Origin of the sequence: Chryseobacterium sp. MHB01 (assembly GCF_034651565.1) — a bacterium.
GTDB classification, from domain to species: domain Bacteria; phylum Bacteroidota; class Bacteroidia; order Flavobacteriales; family Weeksellaceae; genus Chryseobacterium; species Chryseobacterium nepalense.
On sequence record NZ_JAYEDA010000001.1, the window covers coordinates 83,919 to 105,919 of the forward strand.

The following is a 22,001-nucleotide window of genomic DNA, read 5'->3' on the forward strand; positions in this document are numbered from 1 at the left end:
TTTATTGTGTTACCATTTGAAGTGTATTCTTCGAAATTTGCTCCAATAATACACTTTTTTCCTGGTAAAATTGATCAATATGATCCATCTTCGCATTCCTTACCGTAAATAAAGATACGTTTTTTATCACTTCCGTGCGGAATACTTTCTGAAGTTCTTCATTCAGTTCATCAATAGTATTGAATTTATCTTCCAGACATAAAGCCAGTGAAATGGCAGAATTCTGCATCAGGGAAACTTTGATCTTATATTTTGATAAATATCCGAAAATTAAGCTCATATGATCTTCCGCAATGAATGAAAAGTCCCTTGTTGAGATTTTTAAAAGAGTCTGGTTTTCTTTTAAAATGTAAGTTTCTTCACTCTGATTTTTCTCTGAAGCACCTACTTTGGTTCCTGCTTTGGAAGGATCAATAAAAGATTTTACATAAAAAGGAATATTCTTTTGCTGAAGCGGCTGAAGCGTTTTCGGGTGAATGACACTTGCTCCGTAATAAGCCATTTCAATAGCTTCTTCATAAGAAATATTGGAAAGCAATGTCACATCTTTGAATTTTCTCGGATCTCCGGTCATTACTCCCGGGACATCTTTCCAGATGGTCATGGCTTCAGCATTTAAGCAATAAGCGAAAATAGCTGCAGAGTAGTCTGAACCTTCTCTTCCCAGTGTTACGGTAAAATTATTATCGTCGGAACCGATAAAACCTTGTGTAACGTAGCAGATTTCCTTATTAAGGTTTGAAATAAATTCTTCGGTTTTAGCCCAGTCTACCACACCTTCACGGTAGGAATTGTCGGTTTTTACATAATCTCTCGCATCCAGCCACTGGTTGGTAAACTGGATTTCGTTCAGGTATTCACTCACGATTTTCGTAGAAATCATTTCCCCACAGCTTACTACCTGATCATACACGAAATTGTAGTTAGGAGATTTGTTTCTTCTTAAAAAAGAATCAATATCATCAAAAAACAAGTTGATTTCCGCAAAAACTGCATGGTTTTCAGGAAAAAGCCCTTCTGCAATTTCAATGTGTTTTCGTTTTATCTTTTCAATCTCCGTTTGATAGTTATCTTTCCTGAAATAAAGCTCCACTACTTTTTCCAGTTCATTCGTCGTTTTTCCCATTGCTGAAATTACCAGCAGACACTTTGCAAATCCCTGACTTTTTAGTACCAGAGATACGTTCTTTACACTTTCGGCATCTTTTACCGATGCGCCACCAAACTTGAAAATTTTCATTAAATTGTTAATAATAAAATTGTTAGATAAAATTTGTGGGAATATTTTACGGGTGACAAAATTATAAATTTACAACGAGATATGAAATAGCGTTGAATCACAGTGACCTTAAGATTTCATTAAAATCATTAATCCAGAGAAATTATCATAAGATCATTGAGCGATTTGGGAACAGTTTTTTATGATAAGGGTTCTTTTGAAAACTGAAAAAGCTTCGTATTACGTTGATAAACAAAGCGTAAGCTCTTTTATTAATAATTCTTTTAAAATGCGATAAATTTTACGAAATTTGAGGAAAACGTAAAAAGGAAAATATGTCAGAAAGACCATTACAGACTTTAGGAGAATTTCTTATTGACAGACAGGATGATTTTCAATATTCCACCGGTGAGTTTTCCCGGCTTCTGAGTGCGATAAGACTTGCTTCGAAAGTAGTAAACAGAGAAGTAAATAAAGCAGGAATTGTAGACATTGCAGGCGCTGCCGGAAACCAGAATGTTCAAGGTGAAGAACAGCAGAAACTTGATGTTATTGCCAATGAAATTTTTATTACCGCTCTGTCTCAAAGAGAAGTGGTCTGCGGAATTGCCTCTGAGGAAAATGACGATTTTATCGATATAAAATGCGGAGAAAACGGCCATTTAAGCAAGTATGTCGTATTGATTGATCCTTTAGATGGCTCTTCAAATATTGATGTAAATGTTTCCGTGGGAACTATTTTTTCTATTTACAGAAGAGTTACAGAACCCGGAACTCCGGTTCAACTTCAAGATTTTTTACAAAAAGGAGTCAATCAGATTGCTGCCGGATACGTGATTTACGGATCTTCTACCATGATTGTATACACTACAGGAAACGGAGTAAACGGATTTACGCTTGATCCTTCGTTAGGTACTTATTATCTTTCTCACCCAAATATGACGTTTCCAAGAACAGGAAAAATTTATTCCATCAATGAAGGAAATTATATCAAATTTCCGCAAGGAGTAAAAAATTACCTTAAATATTGCCAGATGGAAGAAGGGGACAGGCCTTATACTTCCAGGTATATCGGTTCTCTTGTTGCTGATTTCCATAGAAATATGCTGAAAGGCGGTATTTATATTTATCCTTCATATTCACAGGCACCCAACGGGAAATTAAGATTGCTGTATGAATGTAATCCTATGGCATTTCTTGCAGAACAGGCGGGAGGAAAAGCAACGGACGGATTCAGAAGAATTCTTGAAATTGAACCTACAGAACTGCATCAGAGAATTCCTTTCTTCTGCGGAAGTGTTGATATGGTGGAGAAAGCGGAAGAGTTTATGAGAATCGACAGTGTAAAATAATGACAGCAGAATATTTCAGATATTTATTAGAATTCAAGCGCCCGAGTGGAACATCTCGCGGCGTTTTGTATGAAAAGGAAACTTTTATTCTTCATATTGACTCAAATGGAAAAAGAGGAACAGGAGAGTGTGCTATGTTCAGAGGGCTCAGCTTTGACGACAGGCCGGATTATGAAGAGAAGCTTCAGTGGCTTTGTGAAAATATTCAGCAGGAGTATGAATATTTAAAAAAAGAACTGAAAGATTTTCCTTCGATATGGTTCGGTTATGAACAGGCTATTTTAAACCTGAAACATGGAGGTAATATTTATTTTCCTGGTGAATTTACTGAAGGAGATAAACCTATTGTGATCAACGGGTTGATCTGGATGGGAGATATTGGATATATGGAAGAGCAGATTCAGGATAAACTGGATCAGGGATTTCATTGTATCAAGTTAAAAATCGGTGTCGATTGGAAATCCGAATATGAAATTCTTAAAAAACTAAGACAGAAGTTTTCAAAAGATATGCTGGAGCTGCGTGTTGACGCAAACGGAGGCTTTTCAAAAGATGAAGCCAAAATTGTTTTGCAACAATTGGCAGAACTGCAGATTCATTCTATCGAACAGCCTGTAAAAGCCGGCAATTGGGATGATATGGCTGAATTGTGTGCTGAAACTCCTACACCTATTGCTTTAGATGAAGAGTTGATAGGAATTGTTGATTTGGATAAAAAGATCAATCTCCTGGATAGCGTAAAGCCACAGTATATTATTTTAAAACCTTCATTAATTGGCGGGTTTTCAGGTTCGGACGAGTGGATTTCTTTAGCTCAAGAGCGTAATATTGATTGGTGGATTACCTCTGCGCTGGAAAGCAATATCGGGCTGAATGCCATTGCACAGTATACCTTTACCAAGAAAAATCCGATGCCGCAGGGTCTGGGTACCGGATCTTTATTTATTAATAATTTCGAATCCAATCTTGATCTGAAAGGAGAATTATTATATTTTAAAATTTAATCGGAAAGATTGGAGTTTTTCAGATGACTTTTGAATTATCCATTTAAAAATTAGATGAATAAAAAAATTTCATACTGTTAGATTCATTCCTGCTAGATAACATCTTCTACGAAAATTGCCTTTTTGATGTATTCTAAAAATGAAGAAAACGTTCTTTTAACCTTTTTCATAACAATATTATTTAGTTTGTGTGCGCTTATTTGTTTGCAATCTTTGTGCCATAATAGGGTGCCTCTTGCCATCTCTGATATGATAGATTTCATGGGTTGATTTTAAATGGCTGTTTAGCAGGAGATTTGCGTTTTTCCTGCTTTCTTTTTAACTCAAAATTAAATTAAAATTAATCTTGGGACTGAGGACTTATTATTAAAATGGAAATCTTTTGAAATATAGAATGGGGATGGACATAATGTATAATTTTAGCTATGGTTTTAGTTATTGCGAAGATAAGTTAAAATATTGGATAAGTGTCCTTAAAACCGGTAAATTATAATTTCCGTAAAACTTTAAAATTTCCTAAATTTGCAAATTGTCGTAGATGCGGCATCTTTAAAGCGAATTTAATGGAAGAAGAAAAAAAATCACTCAATTTTATTGAGCAAATTATCGAAGATGATTTGGCAAACGGCCTGAAAAAAGATCAGATCCGTTTCCGTTTTCCGCCTGAACCCAACGGTTATCTGCATGTAGGTCATACAAAAGCGATCTGCATCAACTTTGGGCTGGGTGAAAAATACAATGCTCCCGTGAACCTTCGTTTCGACGATACAAATCCTGAAAAAGAAGAACAGGAATTCGTAGATTCTATCATGAAAGACGTTGAATGGCTGGGCTTCAAATGGGATAAAGTTTTGTACGCCTCCGATTACTTCCAGCAGCTTTATGATTGGGCGGTGCAGTTAATCAAAGAAGGTAAGGCTTATGTAGATGAGCAGCCGTCTGAAGTGATTACAGAGCAGCGAAAAAATCCTACCGAGCCAGGTGTTGAATCTCCATACAGAAGCCGTCCGGTAGAAGAATCCTTAGATTTATTCGAAAGAATGAAAAACGGAGAGTTTGAAGAAGGTTCAATGTCGCTCCGTGCAAAAATTGACATGACATCTCCGAATATGAACATGCGTGACCCTGTGATGTACAGGATCTTAAGAAGACCTCACCACAGAACGGGAACTGCATGGAAGATTTACCCGATGTATGATTGGGCACATGGTGAATCTGATTATATTGAACAAATTTCGCATTCTTTATGTTCTTTGGAATTTGAAAACCACAGACCGCTGTATGATTGGTATCTTGATCAGGTATACGATGAAACGAAAGTAAGAAATAAGCAGAGAGAATTCGCACGAATGAATGTCTCTTATATGATTACTTCCAAAAGAAAACTACAAAGACTGATTGCTGAAAAAGTGGTGAACGGATGGGATGATCCGAGAATGCCTACCATTTCAGGAATGAGAAGAAAAGGATATACGGCAACAGCGATCAGGAATTTTATTGAAAAAGTAGGGGTTGCCAAAAGGGAAAACCTTATTGAGCTTCAGTTGTTGGAATTCTGCGTTCGTGAGGACTTAAATAAAGTCGCAAAACGTGTTATGACCGTTGTTGATCCAGTAAAATTAGTTATTGAAAACTATCCGGAAGGAAAAGAAGAATGGCTGGATACAGAAAACAATCCGGAACAGGAAGATGCCGGAACAAGGGAAATACCTTTCTCAAGAGAATTGTATATCGAGCGTGAAGATTTCAAGGAAGAAGCCAATAATAAGTTCTTCAGATTGAAACTGGGTGGAGAAGTCCGCTTAAAATCTGCTTACATCATTAAAGGGGAAAGAGTGGAAAAAGACGAAAACGGAAATATTACAACCATCTACGCAACTTATGACGAAAAGTCCAAGTCAGGCAGCGGAACGGAAGAAAGTTTAAGAAAAGTAAAAGGAACCATTCACTGGGTTTCTGCAAAACACGCGATTCCTGTGGAAGTCAGAAATTACGATAAACTCTTTACGGTGGAGCAGCCTGATGCAGAGAAGGATGTGGATTTCCTTAATTTCATCAATCCCGAGTCCGTAACCGTTGTGAAAGGATTTGCAGAACCAAGCCTTAGAGATGTTGAAGTGGGAGCACCGCTTCAATTCCAAAGAATTGGCTACTTCACAAAAGATCAGGATTCTACCGAAGACAATTTGGTCTTCAACAGAACTGTGACTTTAAAAGACTCTTATAAGCCGGAGTAATAATTTATTTATACCAATATAAATGAAACAGGGCTTAATTTTTTAAGTCCTGTTTTTTTTGTTTAAACAGATGATAATAGTAAAGAAAAGAGTCCCGAAGGGACGATATAAACCAAAATAGGATAAAGTCCTATTAAAATATAAAATCATGAAACTTATATATTTATATACCAACTCATTCAAAGGGCTTTCCAAAGAAAGCTGGATGCTGGCGCTGGTGATGCTCATCAACCGGGCCGGTTCCATGGTACTTCCTTTTTTGGGAGTATACATGACCAATCATTTGCATTTCAGCATAGAAAATACCGGAATTGTGCTGAGCTTTTTCGGGATTGGTTCCGTTATAGGCTCCTGGCTTGGCGGATTTATTACCGATAAGATTGGGGAATATAAAGTACAGTCTTTCAGTTTACTGCTGAGTGTCCCCTTATTCTGCCTGATTCCTGTTTTCAAGACAGAAGTTGGGGTTGCAGCTATTATTTTGATTCAGAGTATTGTAAGCGACGCTTTTCGGCCGGCCAACTCCGTTGCCATCACCAAATATGCAAAACCCGAAAACATAACGCGGGCATTTTCATTAAACCGGATGGCGGTCAATTTAGGGTTTTCCATTGGTCCTGCTTTGGGTGGAATTTTATCGGCTATTTCTTATGAATTCCTGTTCTTTGCCAATGCTTTAACAGCTTTATCGGCAGGTATTGTTTACATTGTATTCTTTAAAAAACGAAATAAACTTGCCAGACTGAAAGCCAAAAAAATAAAAGAAGTGATTGAAATTAAAAAAGACCGCTCGCCGTACCGCGACAGTAAATTTTTACTATACTGTTTCTTCTGCATGCTCTTTTCCATCTGCTTTTTCCAGTTGTTCAGTACTTTGACTATCTTTTATAAAGACACGGCTCATCTCAGTCAGCAGAGTATCGGTTACATTCTTGGCTATAGCGGATTTCTTGTGGTTCTGCTGGAAATGGGACTCGTTCAGGTGGCGGAAAAGTATTTCAGTCTTGCGGTGACCATGTTTCTGGGAACTTTTATCTGTGGACTTTCCTATGCAATGCTGGGTTTTGATCACGGGATGCTTACTCTTGTCCTTTCAATGAGTTTGCTGTGTGTTGGTGAAATCTGGGCGCTGCCTTTTATGGTAACCATTACGGCATTGCGGTCCGGTAAAAACAACAAAGGTGCTTACATGGGACTGAACGGAATATCATTCTCCATCGCATTTATCATAACCCCATATCTTGGAACTTTAATAGCAGAAAAGCTCGGCTTTACAACATTGTGGATGGGGACCGGAATTTTAGCAACAGCGATTGCCATTGCATTTTATTTCATTGTTCCTTGGATGATTGGCGACAGAAAACACGCTGAATAATTTTGGGCGTGTCCCTCATTCCAAAGCTAAACCTCATAGGTTTTTAAACCTATGAGGTTTTCCTCTACAAATTCGGGTCGGGCTGCTTTGGGGTCCGCTTCGCTTCCGTACTCGCTCGTTCCTCACTCGCACCGGCTCCTGCGTCGCCGCCCGCCGCATCCCTCACGCGAGAAGTCATATCAAAAAAGCTTGTCAAAATACAAATTGACAGGCTTTTATAAAAAAAACATGAATATATTTCAATGAATTAATTTCAAATATTAGTACAGCTTCTTATTCTGTAAAAATCTCAACAATATCTAAATTCACAATAATTAACATTAAGAAATCTAGGCTAAGAAGAATTAAGAAAATACATTAATTAAATAATCTGCGTAAATCCGTGAAATCAGCGGGAAATGCTTCGCAACGTAATTAATAAAATTTTAAAAGTATTAGAATAAAAAGAACAATTTTTGCTTACAATTAGACAATGAAAAAAGTCTACATTCTTCTACCCATCATTTCTACAACTTTCCTATCGGCGCAGAAAAGAGACTCTGCACAATTGATCTCAGAAGTACAGATTGATGCGTACAAAAAGCCGACAGCTTTTATTTCTTCCACCAAATCAGTGTCTGTCGTTTCACAAAATCTGCTCAACCAGAATCCCCCAGAAAGAATGCTGGAATCCATCAACCAGATCTCCGGTGCAAGGATGGAAGAACGTTCCCCCGGAAGTTATAGGATTTCACTTCGAGGAAGTACCCTTCGTTCGCCTTTTGGAGTGCGGAATGTAAAGGTATATCTTGACGATTTTATCCTTTCGGATGCTTCGGGCAATACTTATTTTAATATAATTTCTCCCGAACTCATCAACAGAATGGAAATTTATAAAGGTCCGGAAAGCGGCGATTACGGTGCCGTCACAGGCGGAACCGTACTGCTGAAAACATCAGATTCTGAAAAGATGTCAGCTAATCTCGCAACAGGAAGTTACGGAACATTTAACCAGAGCTTTAATCTTTCCAGGCAACTGGGAAAACATTTTGTTGAAATTTTTCAGAATTATTATCAGACAGATTCCTACCGCGAACAGTCTAAAGTTGTACGAAAACAGATATTCCTGAAAGATCATTTTCAATATGCACAGAACGGCTCGCTGAAGGCTATGATTCTGTATGCTGATCTTGATTATCAGACGCCCGGTGGACTTACTCTTGAGCAGATGCAGATGAATCGGAAACAGGCAAGACCGGCAACCAAAACACTTCCCGGTGCGGCAGATCAGGATGCAGGAATTCGTAATAAGATGATTTTGGCAGGACTTTCAAACGAGTATAGTTTTAACAGGAATTTTTCACATTTCATTCTTGTTCAGGGATCTTACGTAGATTTTGAAAATCCATTTATTACCAATTTTGAAAATCGTTTCGAGAAAAATTTTGCTCTGCGTACTCATTTCAATTATGAAAGAAACTGGGAACATATTTCACTGGCATATCGCTTTGGATTTGAAGGAGGAATCAATGATATTATCGTTAAAAACTACGATAACAACAGAGGAATTCAGGGTAATCCGCAGAATTTTGACAAGATTAAAAACACTTCAGGATTTTATTTTATTTCCCAAAAATTAAATATTGATGAAAAACTTTTTACGGATATTTCTTTAAGTCTGAATTCAAACTCTTACGATTGGGAAAGGTCTTTTCCGGATGTCGGGCAGGGAAAAGTAACCTTTAAAAACCAGTGGCTGCCCAATTTTGGACTGAATTATCTTCTGGCTAAAGGTTTTTCGGTACGCGCAAAAGTAGGGAAGGGCAATTCGGCACCGACGAATGAGGAAATACGTGCATCAGATCAGCAGTTTAATGCAGATCTCAAACCGGAATATGGTTGGAATAAAGAATTCGGAATCCGAAAACAGTTCGGAAATGCAGTTTTTGTAGAGGGAAGTTATTTTGATTTCAGAATGAAAGATGCAATTGTTAGACGGCAGAATGATGCTGGACAGGAATTTTTTGTTAATTCCGGGGAAACTGTTCAGAAAGGTTTGGAACTCTTGATAGAATCTAAAAATTTTAACCTTAAAAATAATATTTTCAGCTTTTTGAAATTCAGAATGTCGGGAAGTTTTTACCGGTTCACCTTTGAAAATTACCGCCAGAACGATGCAGATTATTCAGGAAATGATCTGACAGGTGTTCCAAGGACGACTGTAAACAGCCTGCTGAATTTTGTTTTGTTTAAAAAACTTGCTGTAGATTATTCACATTTTTATATCTCAAAAATCCCACTGAACGATGCCAATTCCGTATGGTCAGCACCTAGTCTTGTTGGAAATATCCAGTTCAGATTTCCTTTTGAGCTTGACAGGGCAAAACTAAATTTGTTCTTGCAGATACAGAATCTTTATAATGAAGATTACGTTTCCGGCTTTGATATCAATGCTTTCGGGAATCGCTATTATAATCCCGCTGCTAAAAGGAATTTTGTTCTTGGTGCAAAGATTGATTTTTAAGTAATTGCGAACGAGTACTGGAATTCTTACCGTGAATTGCCTGTTACTTTGAAAGAATATGCTGAACAATCATTTCCGCATGAATTCTGGAATTTTCAATAAACCAGAGATGGGTATCTTTTCCTCCGCATACAACCCCGGCAAGATATAACTTCGGAATGTTGGTTTCCATTGTTTCATTATCGTACAAAGGGTTGAGACATTCTCCCTGTAGTTCAATTCCTGAATTTCTGAGGAAGTCGAAGTCGGGAAGATAGCCTGTCATCGCCAGCACAAAATCATTTTCGATTTCATGAATTTCACCTTTTTCATTTTTAAAAATGACTGTTTTTTCCTTAATTTCAAGAAGTTCTGCATTAAAATGAGCGCTAATACTTCCTTCTGCAATTCTGTTTTCAATATCTGGTTTTACCCAATATTTTACACTCTTGGAAATTTCAGAATGACGGATAATCATTGTCACTTCTGCTCCTTTTCTGTAAGTTTCCAGGGCTGCATCAACCGCAGAATTACTGGAGCCTACAACAACGATTTTCTGTTTCGCGTATGGATAAGGTTCGGTATAATAATGTTTTACTTTAGGAAGATCTTCTCCCGGAATATTCATCAGATTCGGAATATCATAGAAACCGGTTGATATGATTACATTCTTTGCAGAATATTTTCCTTTGGTAGTTTCAATGTCAAAGAGATCATTTTCTCTGGAAACTTTTTCTACCTTTTCATAAAGATTGATATTGACATTCCGTTGTCTTGTAATTCCCTGGTAATATTCCAAAGCTTCCTGCCTTCCGGGTTTCGGAGCGGTAGAAATGAATGGGATTCCATCGATTTCAAGTTTTTCTGCGGTAGAAAAGAAACGCATATACAAAGGATAATTGTATAAAGAATTAACAATCGTTCCTTTTTCGATAATGAGATAGCTTAAATTATTTTTCTGTGCTTCCAGAGCGCAATTCAGTCCGATCGGCCCACCTCCAATGATAAGAATATCCAACGTTTCCATTTCACAAAATTACAAAAAACAAGCCATGTAAGCATTTTAACAGTCTTCAAAAATAATAATCTTGATAATTTAGATCTATCCTGCAAATCTCATAAAATAGACAATAAATGTGGTATCGTTTTTGGTGAATTTAGCCAATACTCTTAAAATCATGAGAAAAATAATGTTTTCGATTATCATTTTTGGTGTCGTTGCTTGTAAAAAAAATCCTGAAAAATTTGTCAATGATCGTCCTGATTCTGTAACTAATATTGATGATAATCAACAAAATAAAAGTGTTGTCAATACATCGTTAAACAAAGAAGAATCTCTTAAAAAACTGAATGAAGGTATTATTCAGGCATTAAAAGATAAAAATTATCAAAGATTAGCAGCATATATTCATCCTCAGAAAGGAGTGCGGTTTTCCATGTATGCATTTGTAAATCCCGAACAGGATAAGAAGTTTTCAAAATCAGATTTTGAAAAATATCTTCCTTCCAAAACAATTTTCACCTGGGGAGCACTGGACGGAAGTGGTGATCTGTATAAAGCTACAATCAGTGATTATTTAAGGAAATGGGTATATTCAGAAGATTTTGCAGCAGGCCAGGTTTCATTAAATGAATTTCAGGGCAGCGGAAACTCACTGAATAATCTAAAAAAGATTTATCCAAAAGCGGATTTCACGGAAAATTTTCTCAAAGGTTCCGATGCCAATAGTGGTATGGACTGGAAATGTCTTCGTCTTGTTTTTGAAGAATTTCAAGGGAAATATTATCTTGTGGCGGTTATTAATGACCAGTGGACGATCTAAATGAATACTTTTAAGCACTGCAGGCTCAGTGTAATAAGGCTAATTCTAAAGTTATGCATTATCACGCTGAGCTTGTCGAAGCCTTATAATTAAATAAAAATCTCTGGCTCAACTTTAATCTTATCCTTAACCTTTAGTAATTTCTTACTCTAAAATTTCGGACAGCCTCTTCGTAAGATTTCTTCTGGAAAACTGCTCAATATTTGTTGTATTTTCAGCAGAATATCCATTTTTCCAAAGGCCAAACTTCTCTAAAATAAACTCTTTGATCGTATCGGAATCCTGGTAGCTGAAATGCTTTCCCGCATGGGTTTCATTTAATATTCTTGAAACATCGGCATCATCCGGTCCAAAAGAAATAATCTGTTTTCCGGTTGCAAGATATTCGAAAATTTTTCCCGGAATAATACCTTTGGAAGATTCGTTCGGGAAATTGGTAATCAATAGAATATAGGAGGTCTGCATTTCTTCAATTGCTTTATCGTGCGACAAATAGCCAAGATTCAGGATGTGATTTTTTAAGGCCGAATTTTCTAAATCTGCTAAAATTTTATCATCAATTCTTCCTGCAAATTTCAAGACAAAACTTTCAGCAAAATCGGCATTCTGACGTATAAGATCATTAAGTGCTTTCCAGAGGTTTTCCGGATTTCTGAGCTGTTCGAGTACACCGATATAACTCAATGTGAAAGTTGAAGTGTTTGAGGGTCGGGACGTTTTAGAGTTTGAGCTTATTATTGTTGGGGAATCGGTTTCATCAAATCCATTCGTAATACAAAAAGAATTGGCCCCATTTTTCCTGAAATTTTCTGCGTCGGTATAACTTGTAGCCAGAGTAATATCAGCATTTCTGAAGACTTCGCTTTCCATTTGGCGATGCTTCCTGTCCGAACTTTTGGTTAATTTCAGATGTTTGTAATAGGAAATTTCTGTCCAGGGATCTCTAAAATCGGCAATCCATTTTAGGTGAGGAAGCTTTTTTTTGAGGTTTAAACCAATCAGGTGTAAAGAATGCGGCGGTCCCGACGTTACAACGACATCTATTTTGTTTTCTTTTAAATAGTTTTCTAAAAATTTTACGGAAGGTTTCACCCAGAAAACTCTCGCATCAGGAATGAAAAAATTACCTCTCACCCAGATCGAAAGCCTGGATTTCCAGCTCTGGTTTTTGCCAACGTCAAATTGCCCGGCTTTGAACTTTTTATTGCTTTTGTTAAGTTTTTCGGCGAGCTGATAAGGCTCCCAGATTTTTGTCTGTACGATTTCCAGATCTTTCGGAACATCTTTTATAAGGCTATCATCCAGCAAAGGATAACTCGGGTTTTCGGGGGTATAGACAATTGGTTTCCAACCGAATTCAGGGAGATATTTTGCAAACTTCAGCCACCTCTGAACACCGGGCCCTCCCGCCGGCGGCCAGTAATAGGTGATGATGAGTATTTTTTTCGGAGAGTTCATTTATAATTATTTTTAACCGCAAAAGATGCAAAAGATGCTTGTTGTTTTAGTGTTCAAAGAGAGCAAAACTCAAAGAATACATTTTGCAAACTTTTGAATAAACTTTTCAATATTATCTTCTTTTGTTTCTTTTGCGGTTAAATGATATATTATTTTTTAGTCATATTGATCAAAGTACTTATTTATAAATGTTTCCTGACCAAAATGATAAATATTTTTAACATTAAAATTTACAAGAATTCCTTTTGGAGCTTTTAATAAATTGATGTAATTTATAACCTGAGCTTTATGGATTTCCAAGATAGATGATACGGATTTTATTTCCAGAACAATTAAATCTTCAATTAAAAAATCGCATTTAAAATCACAATTTAAATTTTCATTTTTGTAAACCACAGGAATTTGAAATTCAGATTTGTATTCAAAATTTCTTAATTTAAATTCCTTTTCCAAAGCTCTATGATACACAATTTCTGCCAGTCCTGCACCCAAGATCTTATGAACCTCAATGCAGGCTCCGTTAATTCTATAGGTAAGATCGGTTATGTACTTTTGGGTAATCATCAATATACAGCTTTTTCAGAATTTAAACCTCTAAAATACTAAATAGCCTCAACTTGTCTTTTGTCTCTTTTGCGGTAAAGAACATAAATTCCGACTCCACTCAAAAGAATAAACAATCCGAAGCAAATTAATGAAATCCACTTACCTTTTTCAATCACTTCCGGTTCGAATACCATTCTTATATCATGTTTTCCTGCAGGAACGTGTACTGCACGAAGAAGGTAATCTGCCTTGATGTACGGAACTTCTTTCTCATCAATAAAGAATTTCCAGCCATGTGGATAATAGATCTCGGAAAATACAGCGAGCTGCGGTGTTTTTGATTGAGATTTGAATTCCAGTTCGTTGGGTTGATAATTTGTTAAGTTGATAAACGCTGTTGGATCTGCCTGAACCGTTTTGCCTTCAAAATATTTTTTGTCTGAAGCGGCAATAACTGCTGTTTTCTTGCTGTCTATTACTCCAATGGATTTAATTTCCTGATTGGGCGACTCTACAAATTGAAGATCACTCACAAACCATGCATTTCCGTTGGCTTTCGGATTGGCAATAGCCTGCGGCTGTTCAGGACCACCTAACACAAGATATTTTGCATTTAAGAGATTAAGGATATTCGGAACTCTTACCGAATCCATGATCTGGAAATATTCGTTGATCACGTCATCATATCTTCTCAGTTTCACTGCGTGATATCCACCGATGGAAGATTTAAAGTAAGAGGTATTCGTTTCACTGAATGTTCCTAAAATATTATTGAAAATCCTGTAATGTGTTTTATCCTTTTCTGCAATGGTTTCCAGCGTTTTGTTCACATTTACATTCGCAAGAATAGGTTCCAGATTCGGATTGCCCTGAACTTTTTCCGCCATTAAGTCTGAACTTTCCGTTTGGAAAGGATTTTCTGCAAAGATCTTATCCACATAATTATCGTCATTCAGATAACGCTTATTTACAGTCCATAGATCGAATAAGCTTACGACACCAATGATTACCAAAGCAATATTATGATTGAGTTTCTGCTTTAAAACCATGAATAAAACACCGGCCGCAATGGCAACATAGATGAATGCTTTAAGGGCATCAATCCTGAATAATTTAAACCGTTCTTCACTCAGATAATCCAAAAGGAAAGGGGGAAGATATGTTTTTTCATTTTCGGTATGGAAACCTAATAAAGATTTTCCGAAAATCAGTAAAATCAATACAAAACCCAGCGTCCCGCCTCCAACATAAAGAAGGATTTTCTGCTTATATTCTTGAGTTAGCTCATTGTCTTTGAAAAATCTGTATAATCCGATAATCGCAATTAAAGGAAATAAAAGCTCTACAACCACCAAAATAGATGACGGAGCCCTGAATTTATTATAGAAAGGAACGAAGTCAATAAAAAAGTCGGAAAGCGCCATAAAATTGCTTCCCCAGGCTAAAAAGATCGTCAGAACCGTTGCTCCAAGAATCCAGTAACGGTATTTTTTCCAGGCAAAGAAAAACCCTAAAAGCGCTAAAAAGCAGACAATTGCTCCCTGATAAGCCGGCCCTGAGGTTCCGGGCTGATCTCCCCAGTATGTAAGACTGCCGAAACCTTTGGAGATCCTGTCCATCTCAGCCTGCGAACCTACATTTTCCTGAACGAGCTCCTGAACTCTGTTCATCATTTCTTTTCCTTCGGGCTCCTGGCTTCCGCCGCCCATCAGTCTTGGGATGAAAAGATTCAGTGTTTCAAGCTTTCCGTAGCTCCACATCAGCATACTTTCTTTATCCATCCCCGAATTTCCTCCGGTGTGGCTGTCGTTTGTTAAGATCTGCTTTCCACGAACCGTTTCTTTCACATATTCGGAGTTGGCCATAATTCTCTGGGAGTTCATCCCGACACCGATAATGCATGCAGCTGCGATAATTCCTGATGAAACAAGAAAATGTTTCATCGGTATTTTTTTCTGAATGGCGCGAATTAATTCAGACAAGAATAAAAATCCTAACGCAAGGAACAGATAATACGTCATCTGCGGGTGGTTCGCTGCAATCTGAAGTCCCATAAAAAGGGCGGTTACAATGAATCCCCAGATATATTGTCTCCTGATGTAGACGAGTAAAATTCCGGCAAGAAGCGGCGCAAAATATTCAATGGTATTGATTTTACCGTTGTGTCCTGCCGCAATGGCGATATAAAAATAGGTGGAAAGTCCGAAGAATGTGGCTCCCAGTAATGCGTATTTCCAGTTTCTGACGGCAACCATTCCTAACAGGAAAAAGCCGGCGAAAAGCATAAAAATATAATTGACCGGCCTAGGGAAAGAGTTAAGGGCAGAATCTATGTTTTTGATAAAGTCTCCTTTAAAACGGCTTCCCATCTGGTAAGTAGGCATGCCACCGAACATAGAGTCGCTCCAGTAGGTTTCCTTTCCGGTGTCGGCTCTGTAATCGATGAGTTCTTTTGCGCCTCCGCGATATTGCACGATATCATGCTGGAAAAGCTGTTTTCCCGTAAAAACAGGAGTGGAATATAAAAATGCTAAAACTATAAATACAATTATTGAAACTGCAATATAAATCAAGTTTTTATTTTTCGCCATGTGATGGTTATTATCTTTTATTTTCGGAATTACCTTTATCAGTACTGTCTTTTACTTCTTCGTAATCTACGGTTTCAGCATCCCAATTGATATTGTTTTTATTTGAGTTTCGTATGTCCTGCTGCTTATCATTTTGGTTATTATTGTTAAATCTGTAACTATAAAATGTTTTGAAAAAAATCCTTTTAAGGATATTCCATACAAAGAAAATAATGATCGCGGCTAATACCAGCTCAAAAATATATTTCATAATATTTTAAATGTTTTGGTTCAGGGTTTAAAGTTTTGCGTTCAGATTTGAAAAACTTTAAACCCGAAACCCTGAATTTTAAACTTTTATTTTGCAGACGGATTTACCATCACAGAAGAATTGGAAACGCTTTTCATAGATTGCGATTCTTTTCCGTTTGAAATGGTTTCGATCTGTGTTGTTTTTACAGAAATATTCTGATTGCTGATCCAACCTGTATTCTGGTCAAACTTTATGGTTCCGTTCTGGCTGAGTTCACTGCTTAAGCTGTGTGTTACTTCACCCTGATTCTGCTTCTCCACTTTTTTAGGAATTCCTCCGGTTACGGCAATTTCAGCAATACCGTTTCCTACGCTTTTTAAAACATAGTTTGACGTTACTTTTATTTTTCCCTGTGCATCGGCATTTTCACTGTTGGTCCATTTTTCTCCTACTTTTACTCCTTTTTTCGGAATAATCGTCAGATTTTTATTAAACTGGTCTTTCAGAACTTTTTCATTGAATGATTCTTTCAGGCTTTCAATAATGCTTTCTTTCTGACTTTTATCTTTTACAATCGTTCCTATAGAATTTCCCACTTTATTGTAAACCGCATCAAAACCTGTGATAGAAATAACGTTTCCTTTGGTATCCATTTTCATATTCAGCTTATTTCCGGTAAGCGCTCTGTTGATATTCCAGATCATTTTCAGGTCGTCTTCCTTAGGAATAGGCAATTTGGTATCAACAACGATTGTCTTTCCCTGTGAGGTCTGAGAGTTTCTTTTTGAAATCAGGTTCAGTGTAATGTCATATACATTTCCTTTGATATCATTTACAGTAAAAGACATTTCATCTGTCGCCTCACTGGTTGCATTCAATGTTTTTCCGGTAGGGTCGGTCATGGTTTTGGTATCTCTTTGATAAGTAGTCAAAGGATAGGTTTTTCCTTTTTCCAGCTTGAAAGTCTGCTTGTAAATTCCCGCAGAATCTTTTATCGCTGGATTTTCTTCCACTTTTGCTACAGAATCGGCAGGTACTTCCACTGTAATTGTTTTTCCGGTTTTAGGATCTACTTTCGTTATTTTTGCCGTTTCTTTTTTATTACATGAAACTAAAGCTATCGTTGAGATCAGCGCTAATGCTGCTATATTTTTCATTGAATTTTTTTTAAATTTTACTATTTCTTTATAAGTACTACAATCCTGCTTTTGCAGTCATTTTCTGTCTTACCGCTTCATACAGGATCGCTCCACAAGCCACGGAAACGTTCAGTGACTGGGTTTTTCCCTCAATCGGTAATTTTATTTTTTCATCCGAATGATGAAGGACTTCTTTTGAAATTCCTGTTTCCTCATTACCCATTACCACGGCACAAGGCTCGTTGAAATTAACATCATAAATGAGCTTTTCAGCTTTTTCGCTCGCTGCAAATACCGATATACCGCTCTGTTGAAGAAAATCTACCACATGAGCAAGATTGGGAGCTTTACATATTTTTACGTTGTAAAGAGCTCCTGCAGATGTTTTTATGGCATCGGAATTAATTGGAGCAGCTCCCTTCTCAGGAATGATTACAGCATCGACCCCTACACATTCTGCCGTTCTGCAGATGGCCCCAAAATTTCGGACGTCTGTTAACCGGTCTAAAATGAGTAAGAAAGGCGTTTTCCCTTCTTCAAATAATTGAGGAACAATATCTTCCACTTTATGAAAAGGAACATCTGAAATAAAAGCCACCACACCTTGATGGTTTTTTCTTGTAAAACGGTTCAGTTTTTCAACCGGAACATAATTGGGACGGATTTTATTTTTGGCTAAAATTGCTTTAAGTTCAGCATAAATAGGCCCCTGAAGTGCATTCTGCACAAAGACCTTGTCAATTGTTTTTCCTGCTTCTATAGCTTCAATTACGGGACGCAGCCCGAAAATAAAATCGTCTTTCATTGAATAATTTTTATGTTTAAGGTTCAAAGTTCAATGTTTAAAGTTTAATGTTTTAAATTTTCTGTTTAAAATAATCCGGTTCACATTAATGACCTTCAACTTTAAATCATAAACCATTATGGTTTATACTTTGTTCCTTTTAAATCTGTAATATTTAAATATTTTATGAATGAGCCTATTTTTCGGCTCAAAACTTCTGTTTGATCTTTTAAGGCCTCAAACTTTTCCTGTGAAATGAAATTTCTGTCAAACACTCGGTATAATTGTGATCTTGTTTCTCCACAAGACGCTTTGGCGATAGACAGAAACTGAATAAATTCTTTATTTCCATTTCTTTCAAATCCTTCTGCAATATTATCCATAACCGAACCTGAAGAGCTGTCAATCTGATTGCAAAGTTTAAAATTATTTTTAAGATTAGTAGATTCAATAATTTCGTAGATGTCTTTACACAATTCACGTGAAAGTTTCCAAATTTCTAAATCTTCAAATCTATTTACTGTTGCCATAAATCTTAAACTTTAAACTCAAAACATTGAACCTAATATTTTTCTCCTAAAATTGCTCTTTTTTGTGCCATTGCATAGCCGTAATGCAGGCTTTCGTGCATATTGTTGAAAATGATGGCGTCCTGAATGCTTTTAAGATCCATTCCGAAACTTGTGGTGTACGGAGTGTAATCTGAAAAGAAATCGCTGTCATAATCCCTCATTAAAATCTTTGAGGTTTCCGTTAGTAAGAACTCAAGATCTTCTACTTCAGATTTCTGAACATTCAGATTGGGCAAAGTACCTTTTTTATAAGTTTCAATCCAGTATTTATCAATTCTGAAAGGATTACCGCTAAGGTAATAATGCAGAAGCTGCTGGGTAGCAACGGTATGCGCAATATTCCAGTAAATGTTGTTATTGAAACCATCCGGAATCAGCAGAAGATCTTCATGAGAAGTATTCTGTAAAATATCCAGAAGGTTCTTCCGTACTTGTCTGTGGGCTTGAAAATGATAATTCACTTTGCAAAATTTTTAATCACCAAAAATAGTTTAATAAACTGGAAATGACAATTTTTGAACAGGTGATTCAGTTAAAATTTATATATTTTTATGAAAATATCTTTATTATAGAAGGCAATCAAGATCATGTTTGTTTTTCAATATCACATTAATGCCGGAATATTTAACAAACTTTAACTCAAAAATAGCATTGTTTGGGTTGATTTATGCAAGTATTTATTAGAAATTTACCAATTATTTTAATTAGACTATGTCAGATACATATCAAGCAGAAGATATTCGTCAGCTAACTGAGCAGGTAAGAGAAGCCAATTTCCATTTTTCCCGTCTCCGCGAAGAAATCAATAAAGTAATCATCGGTCAGGAGTATATGATTGACCGTCTTTTGGTCGGTCTTTTAGGGAATGGACACGTTCTTTTGGAGGGTGTTCCCGGACTGGCAAAAACACTTGCCATAAAAACACTTGCAGATGCTGTTGACGGTGAATTCTCAAGAATTCAGTTTACTCCGGATCTGTTGCCTGCCGATGTGGTGGGAACCATGATTTACAATGTTAAAGAAAATGATTTTTCCATAAAAAGAGGTCCTGTTTTTGCCAATTTCGTACTGGCAGATGAGATCAATCGTGCCCCCGCGAAAGTTCAGTCGGCTCTTTTAGAGGTAATGCAGGAAAAGCAGGTAACCATAGGTGACGAAACGATGAAGCTGCCGAAGCCGTTCCTGGTGTTGGCGACACAAAATCCTATAGATCAGGAAGGTACTTATCTATTGCCGGAAGCACAAAGCGACCGTTTTATGCTGAAATGTACGATTGATTACCCCAAATTTGAAGATGAAAGAACGGTAATGAGAATGGTGTCAACTTCGCATCAGCCTTCGGTAAAACCTGTAATTTCTCTTGAGCATATCGTTGCTGCAAAAGAACTGATTAACCAGATTTACCTTGACGAAAAAATAGAAAAATATATCTTGGATATGGTCTTTGCAACCCGTTTTCCTGAAAATTATGGTCTTTCGGAACTTAAAAATTATATCAGTTTCGGGGCATCGCCGAGAGCATCAATTAATTTGGCTATCGCTTCAAGAGCGTATGCATTCCTTAAAGGAAGAGCTTTTGTCATTCCTGAAGATGTAAAATCCCTGGCAAAAGATGTTTTAAGGCACAGAATCGGTCTTACCTTTGAAGCGGAAGCGGAAGAAATTTCATCAGAAGAAATCGTCAACAGAATCTTAGCGAAAATTCAGGCTCCGTAATGGATGAAGTGATGATTAGAAAGGCAGTTCCGGAAGATTGTCATTCTATGCTGGAACTTATCAAAGAACTTGCGGAATATGAAAAGGCATCGGGCGAAGTTATCCTCACATTAGATCGGTTCATCGAAGACGGATTTGGGGCATCTCCTGTCTGGGGAGCTTTTGTGGCTGAATATAATAGTGAAATTATCGGTATTTCTTTGTTTTACGACCGTTATTCAACCTGGAAAGGACGAAGACTTTATCTTGAAGATTTGGTCGTGACCGAAAGGTGCAGAGGAAAACAGGTGGGGAGAAAATTATTTGAAGCTACGATGGAATATGGAAAATCCGGTCGCTACAGCGGAATGGTCTTTCAGGTTTTAAACTGGAATGAGCCGGCGATTAATTTCTATAAAAAATACAACCCGAAATTCGATGATGAATGGTTTAATGTTTCAATCGAGTTTAATGTTTAATGTTTTAGATTTAAAGTTTATTGATGCCATTAAGCCAATTTAAATTTTTAATAAAATGGAACATTTCAAACCAAAAACATTGAACCAAAAACCTTAAACAATTATATGCAGATAAAAGATATTGTAAAAAAAGTCAAGCAAATAGAAATCCGTACCCGAAAAAAGACGGAAGCTACTTTGATGGGGCAATATCACAGTGCTTTTAAAGGGCAGGGAATGACTTTCTCGGAAGTGCGTCCTTATCAGTTCGGAGACGAGATCCGCAGGATCGACTGGAATAAAACAGCCCGTTTCCGTGAACCTTTCGTGAAAGTAATGGAGGAGGAAAGAGAACTCACCATGATGCTTTTGGTTGATATTTCTGCTTCAATGGATTACGGAACCAAGAATCAGCTGAAACGCGAATATGTTGCGGAAATTGCGGCAAGCCTGGGATTTTCCGCGGCAGGAAATAATGATAAAGTCGGTTTAATTCTTTTTGCTGACAAGGTTTACAGAGTAATCCCTCCTCAGAAAGGCAGAAAGCACATTCTTTCGATCATCAGTACGATTCTTACGGCAGAATATATTCCTACAACGGCCAAAATTGATAAGGCTCTGGAATATATGATGGGTATTTTTAAAAGGAAATCTCTGGTTTTCATGTTCTCGGATTTTGAAGATGAATATGATTCCAAAATGCTGAAAGCAGCCGCTAAAAAACACCAGCTCTTAGGAATGAGGATTTTTGACGAAAAAGATAATGAAATTCCAGACGTAGGATATACCTTATTATATGATGCTGAAACCGGGAAACAGATCTGGGCTAATACATCGAACGCAAGATGGAGGTATAATTTTGCGGAAGCTCAGAAGCAGAAACTGAGAGCGCTGGAAGATGATTTTGCCAACAGCTCAGCCAGTTTTCTTAATGTCGATACCGGTTCGGATTATTCGAAACTGTTGTATAATTATTTTCAGAAAAAATAAATATAAAAGTCAAAACCAGCCATTTTAAAAACTGAGTTTTGAAC

19 protein-coding genes are annotated in these 22,001 nt (G+C 37.0%); 9 read left to right on the forward strand and 10 right to left on the reverse strand.

Going from position 1 to position 22,001, the window contains the following annotated elements; all coding sequences use genetic code 11:
• Nucleotide 1: 1 nt before the first annotated feature.
• Complete coding sequence (locus U9K52_RS00425) at nucleotides 2-1,240, reverse strand: aspartate kinase (protein ID WP_312175005.1); 1,239 nt, start codon at nucleotides 1,238-1,240, stop codon at nucleotides 2-4.
• Between the two features lie 314 nt (nucleotides 1,241-1,554).
• On the opposite strand from U9K52_RS00425, the gene fbp reads away from it, so the two are divergent.
• The 5 genes from fbp to U9K52_RS00450 all read left to right on the forward strand — a co-directional run bounded on the left by fbp (nucleotide 1,555) and on the right by U9K52_RS00450 (nucleotide 9,690).
• Nucleotides 1,555-2,571 (forward strand): class 1 fructose-bisphosphatase, encoded by a 1,017-nt coding sequence (gene fbp / locus U9K52_RS00430; RefSeq protein WP_248391626.1) that lies wholly within the window; start codon nucleotides 1,555-1,557, stop codon nucleotides 2,569-2,571.
• Nucleotides 2,571-3,575, forward strand: coding sequence for an o-succinylbenzoate synthase (menC, locus tag U9K52_RS00435; RefSeq protein WP_322924394.1), 1,005 nt, complete (start codon nucleotides 2,571-2,573; stop codon nucleotides 3,573-3,575). Before fbp ends, menC begins: the two co-directional genes overlap by 1 nt.
• Before the next feature lie 563 nt (nucleotides 3,576-4,138).
• Nucleotides 4,139-5,812, forward strand: a complete 1,674-nt coding sequence (locus U9K52_RS00440; protein ID WP_322924396.1) for a glutamine--tRNA ligase/YqeY domain fusion protein — start codon at nucleotides 4,139-4,141, stop codon at nucleotides 5,810-5,812.
• Between the two features lie 148 nt (nucleotides 5,813-5,960).
• On the forward strand, nucleotides 5,961-7,187 hold the full coding sequence (locus tag U9K52_RS00445) for an MFS transporter (protein ID WP_322924398.1): 1,227 nt from the start codon (nucleotides 5,961-5,963) through the stop codon (nucleotides 7,185-7,187).
• Between the two features lie 472 nt (nucleotides 7,188-7,659).
• Nucleotides 7,660-9,690, forward strand: coding sequence for a TonB-dependent receptor (locus U9K52_RS00450; RefSeq protein ID WP_322924401.1), 2,031 nt, complete (start codon nucleotides 7,660-7,662; stop codon nucleotides 9,688-9,690).
• 43 nt (nucleotides 9,691-9,733) lie between these two features.
• Here the strand turns inward: U9K52_RS00450 and U9K52_RS00455 are convergent, their stop codons facing one another.
• A complete protein-coding gene (locus tag U9K52_RS00455; RefSeq protein WP_263601275.1) occupies nucleotides 9,734-10,696 on the reverse strand; it encodes a YpdA family putative bacillithiol disulfide reductase in 963 nt (320 codons plus the stop codon).
• A gap of 151 nt (nucleotides 10,697-10,847) precedes the next feature.
• Here U9K52_RS00455 and U9K52_RS00460 point away from each other — a divergent pair, with 151 nt between their 5' ends.
• Nucleotides 10,848-11,492 (forward strand): hypothetical protein, encoded by a 645-nt coding sequence (locus U9K52_RS00460; protein ID WP_263601274.1) that lies wholly within the window; start codon nucleotides 10,848-10,850, stop codon nucleotides 11,490-11,492.
• 144 nt (nucleotides 11,493-11,636) lie between these two features.
• Here the strand turns inward: U9K52_RS00460 and U9K52_RS00465 are convergent, their stop codons facing one another.
• The 8 genes from U9K52_RS00465 to U9K52_RS00500 all read right to left on the reverse strand — a co-directional run bounded on the left by U9K52_RS00465 (nucleotide 11,637) and on the right by U9K52_RS00500 (nucleotide 19,275).
• Nucleotides 11,637-12,950, reverse strand: a complete 1,314-nt coding sequence (locus U9K52_RS00465) for a hypothetical protein (RefSeq protein ID WP_322924405.1) — start codon at nucleotides 12,948-12,950, stop codon at nucleotides 11,637-11,639.
• Between the two features lie 156 nt (nucleotides 12,951-13,106).
• The gene (locus U9K52_RS00470; protein ID WP_263601272.1) at nucleotides 13,107-13,514 is read right to left on the reverse strand and encodes a GxxExxY protein; all 408 of its coding nucleotides are present in this window, start codon (nucleotides 13,512-13,514) and stop codon (nucleotides 13,107-13,109) included.
• 38 nt (nucleotides 13,515-13,552) lie between these two features.
• The gene (locus U9K52_RS00475) at nucleotides 13,553-16,087 is read right to left on the reverse strand and encodes a hypothetical protein (RefSeq protein WP_322924408.1); all 2,535 of its coding nucleotides are present in this window, start codon (nucleotides 16,085-16,087) and stop codon (nucleotides 13,553-13,555) included.
• 10 nt (nucleotides 16,088-16,097) lie between these two features.
• Nucleotides 16,098-16,337, reverse strand: coding sequence for a hypothetical protein (locus U9K52_RS00480; RefSeq protein ID WP_072885326.1), 240 nt, complete (start codon nucleotides 16,335-16,337; stop codon nucleotides 16,098-16,100).
• An 86-nt stretch (nucleotides 16,338-16,423) separates the two neighbouring features.
• Entirely contained in the window at nucleotides 16,424-17,476 is a 1,053-nt protein-coding gene (locus U9K52_RS00485) for a DUF6263 family protein (RefSeq protein ID WP_322924411.1), read from the reverse strand.
• 37 nt (nucleotides 17,477-17,513) lie between these two features.
• On the reverse strand, nucleotides 17,514-18,263 hold the full coding sequence (rlmB, locus tag U9K52_RS00490; RefSeq protein ID WP_248391640.1) for a 23S rRNA (guanosine(2251)-2'-O)-methyltransferase RlmB: 750 nt from the start codon (nucleotides 18,261-18,263) through the stop codon (nucleotides 17,514-17,516).
• Between the two features lie 116 nt (nucleotides 18,264-18,379).
• Nucleotides 18,380-18,772 (reverse strand): four helix bundle protein, encoded by a 393-nt coding sequence (locus tag U9K52_RS00495; RefSeq protein ID WP_322924413.1) that lies wholly within the window; start codon nucleotides 18,770-18,772, stop codon nucleotides 18,380-18,382.
• A 32-nt stretch (nucleotides 18,773-18,804) separates the two neighbouring features.
• Complete coding sequence (locus U9K52_RS00500; protein WP_263601268.1) at nucleotides 18,805-19,275, reverse strand: DinB family protein; 471 nt, start codon at nucleotides 19,273-19,275, stop codon at nucleotides 18,805-18,807.
• Between the two features lie 250 nt (nucleotides 19,276-19,525).
• Here U9K52_RS00500 and U9K52_RS00505 point away from each other — a divergent pair, with 250 nt between their 5' ends.
• From U9K52_RS00505 to U9K52_RS00515, 3 genes are all read left to right on the forward strand, one after another.
• Complete coding sequence (locus U9K52_RS00505; protein WP_248391643.1) at nucleotides 19,526-20,530, forward strand: AAA family ATPase; 1,005 nt, start codon at nucleotides 19,526-19,528, stop codon at nucleotides 20,528-20,530.
• Nucleotides 20,530-20,988, forward strand: coding sequence for a GNAT family N-acetyltransferase (locus tag U9K52_RS00510; RefSeq protein ID WP_322924417.1), 459 nt, complete (start codon nucleotides 20,530-20,532; stop codon nucleotides 20,986-20,988). The genes U9K52_RS00505 and U9K52_RS00510 overlap by 1 nt, the downstream gene beginning before the upstream one ends.
• A 105-nt stretch (nucleotides 20,989-21,093) precedes the next feature.
• On the forward strand, nucleotides 21,094-21,957 hold the full coding sequence (locus U9K52_RS00515; protein ID WP_322924419.1) for a DUF58 domain-containing protein: 864 nt from the start codon (nucleotides 21,094-21,096) through the stop codon (nucleotides 21,955-21,957).
• Nucleotides 21,958-22,001: the final 44 nt, after the last annotated feature.

Bases quoted from the DNA above. Each gene is read 5' to 3' on its own strand.
- rlmB (WP_248391640.1), bottom strand. From the start codon at position 18,263: ATGAAAGACGATTTTATTTTCGGGCTGCGTCCCGTAATTGAAGCTATA.
- fbp (WP_248391626.1), top strand. From the start codon at position 1,555: ATGTCAGAAAGACCATTACAGACTTTAGGAGAATTTCTTATTGACAGA.
- U9K52_RS00475 (WP_322924408.1), bottom strand. From the start codon at position 16,087: ATGGCGAAAAATAAAAACTTGATTTATATTGCAGTTTCAATAATTGTA.
- U9K52_RS00450 (WP_322924401.1), top strand. From the start codon at position 7,660: ATGAAAAAAGTCTACATTCTTCTACCCATCATTTCTACAACTTTCCTA.
- U9K52_RS00505 (WP_248391643.1), top strand. From the start codon at position 19,526: ATGTCAGATACATATCAAGCAGAAGATATTCGTCAGCTAACTGAGCAG.
- U9K52_RS00465 (WP_322924405.1), bottom strand. From the start codon at position 12,950: ATGAACTCTCCGAAAAAAATACTCATCATCACCTATTACTGGCCGCCG.
- U9K52_RS00485 (WP_322924411.1), bottom strand. From the start codon at position 17,476: ATGAAAAATATAGCAGCATTAGCGCTGATCTCAACGATAGCTTTAGTT.
- U9K52_RS00455 (WP_263601275.1), bottom strand. From the start codon at position 10,696: ATGGAAACGTTGGATATTCTTATCATTGGAGGTGGGCCGATCGGACTG.
- U9K52_RS00480 (WP_072885326.1), bottom strand. From the start codon at position 16,337: ATGAAATATATTTTTGAGCTGGTATTAGCCGCGATCATTATTTTCTTT.
- U9K52_RS00445 (WP_322924398.1), top strand. From the start codon at position 5,961: ATGAAACTTATATATTTATATACCAACTCATTCAAAGGGCTTTCCAAA.
- U9K52_RS00425 (WP_312175005.1), bottom strand. From the start codon at position 1,240: ATGAAAATTTTCAAGTTTGGTGGCGCATCGGTAAAAGATGCCGAAAGT.
- U9K52_RS00440 (WP_322924396.1), top strand. From the start codon at position 4,139: ATGGAAGAAGAAAAAAAATCACTCAATTTTATTGAGCAAATTATCGAA.
- U9K52_RS00470 (WP_263601272.1), bottom strand. From the start codon at position 13,514: ATGATTACCCAAAAGTACATAACCGATCTTACCTATAGAATTAACGGA.
- U9K52_RS00515 (WP_322924419.1), top strand. From the start codon at position 21,094: ATGCAGATAAAAGATATTGTAAAAAAAGTCAAGCAAATAGAAATCCGT.
- menC (WP_322924394.1), top strand. From the start codon at position 2,571: ATGACAGCAGAATATTTCAGATATTTATTAGAATTCAAGCGCCCGAGT.
- U9K52_RS00460 (WP_263601274.1), top strand. From the start codon at position 10,848: ATGAGAAAAATAATGTTTTCGATTATCATTTTTGGTGTCGTTGCTTGT.
- U9K52_RS00495 (WP_322924413.1), bottom strand. From the start codon at position 18,772: ATGGCAACAGTAAATAGATTTGAAGATTTAGAAATTTGGAAACTTTCA.
- U9K52_RS00510 (WP_322924417.1), top strand. From the start codon at position 20,530: ATGGATGAAGTGATGATTAGAAAGGCAGTTCCGGAAGATTGTCATTCT.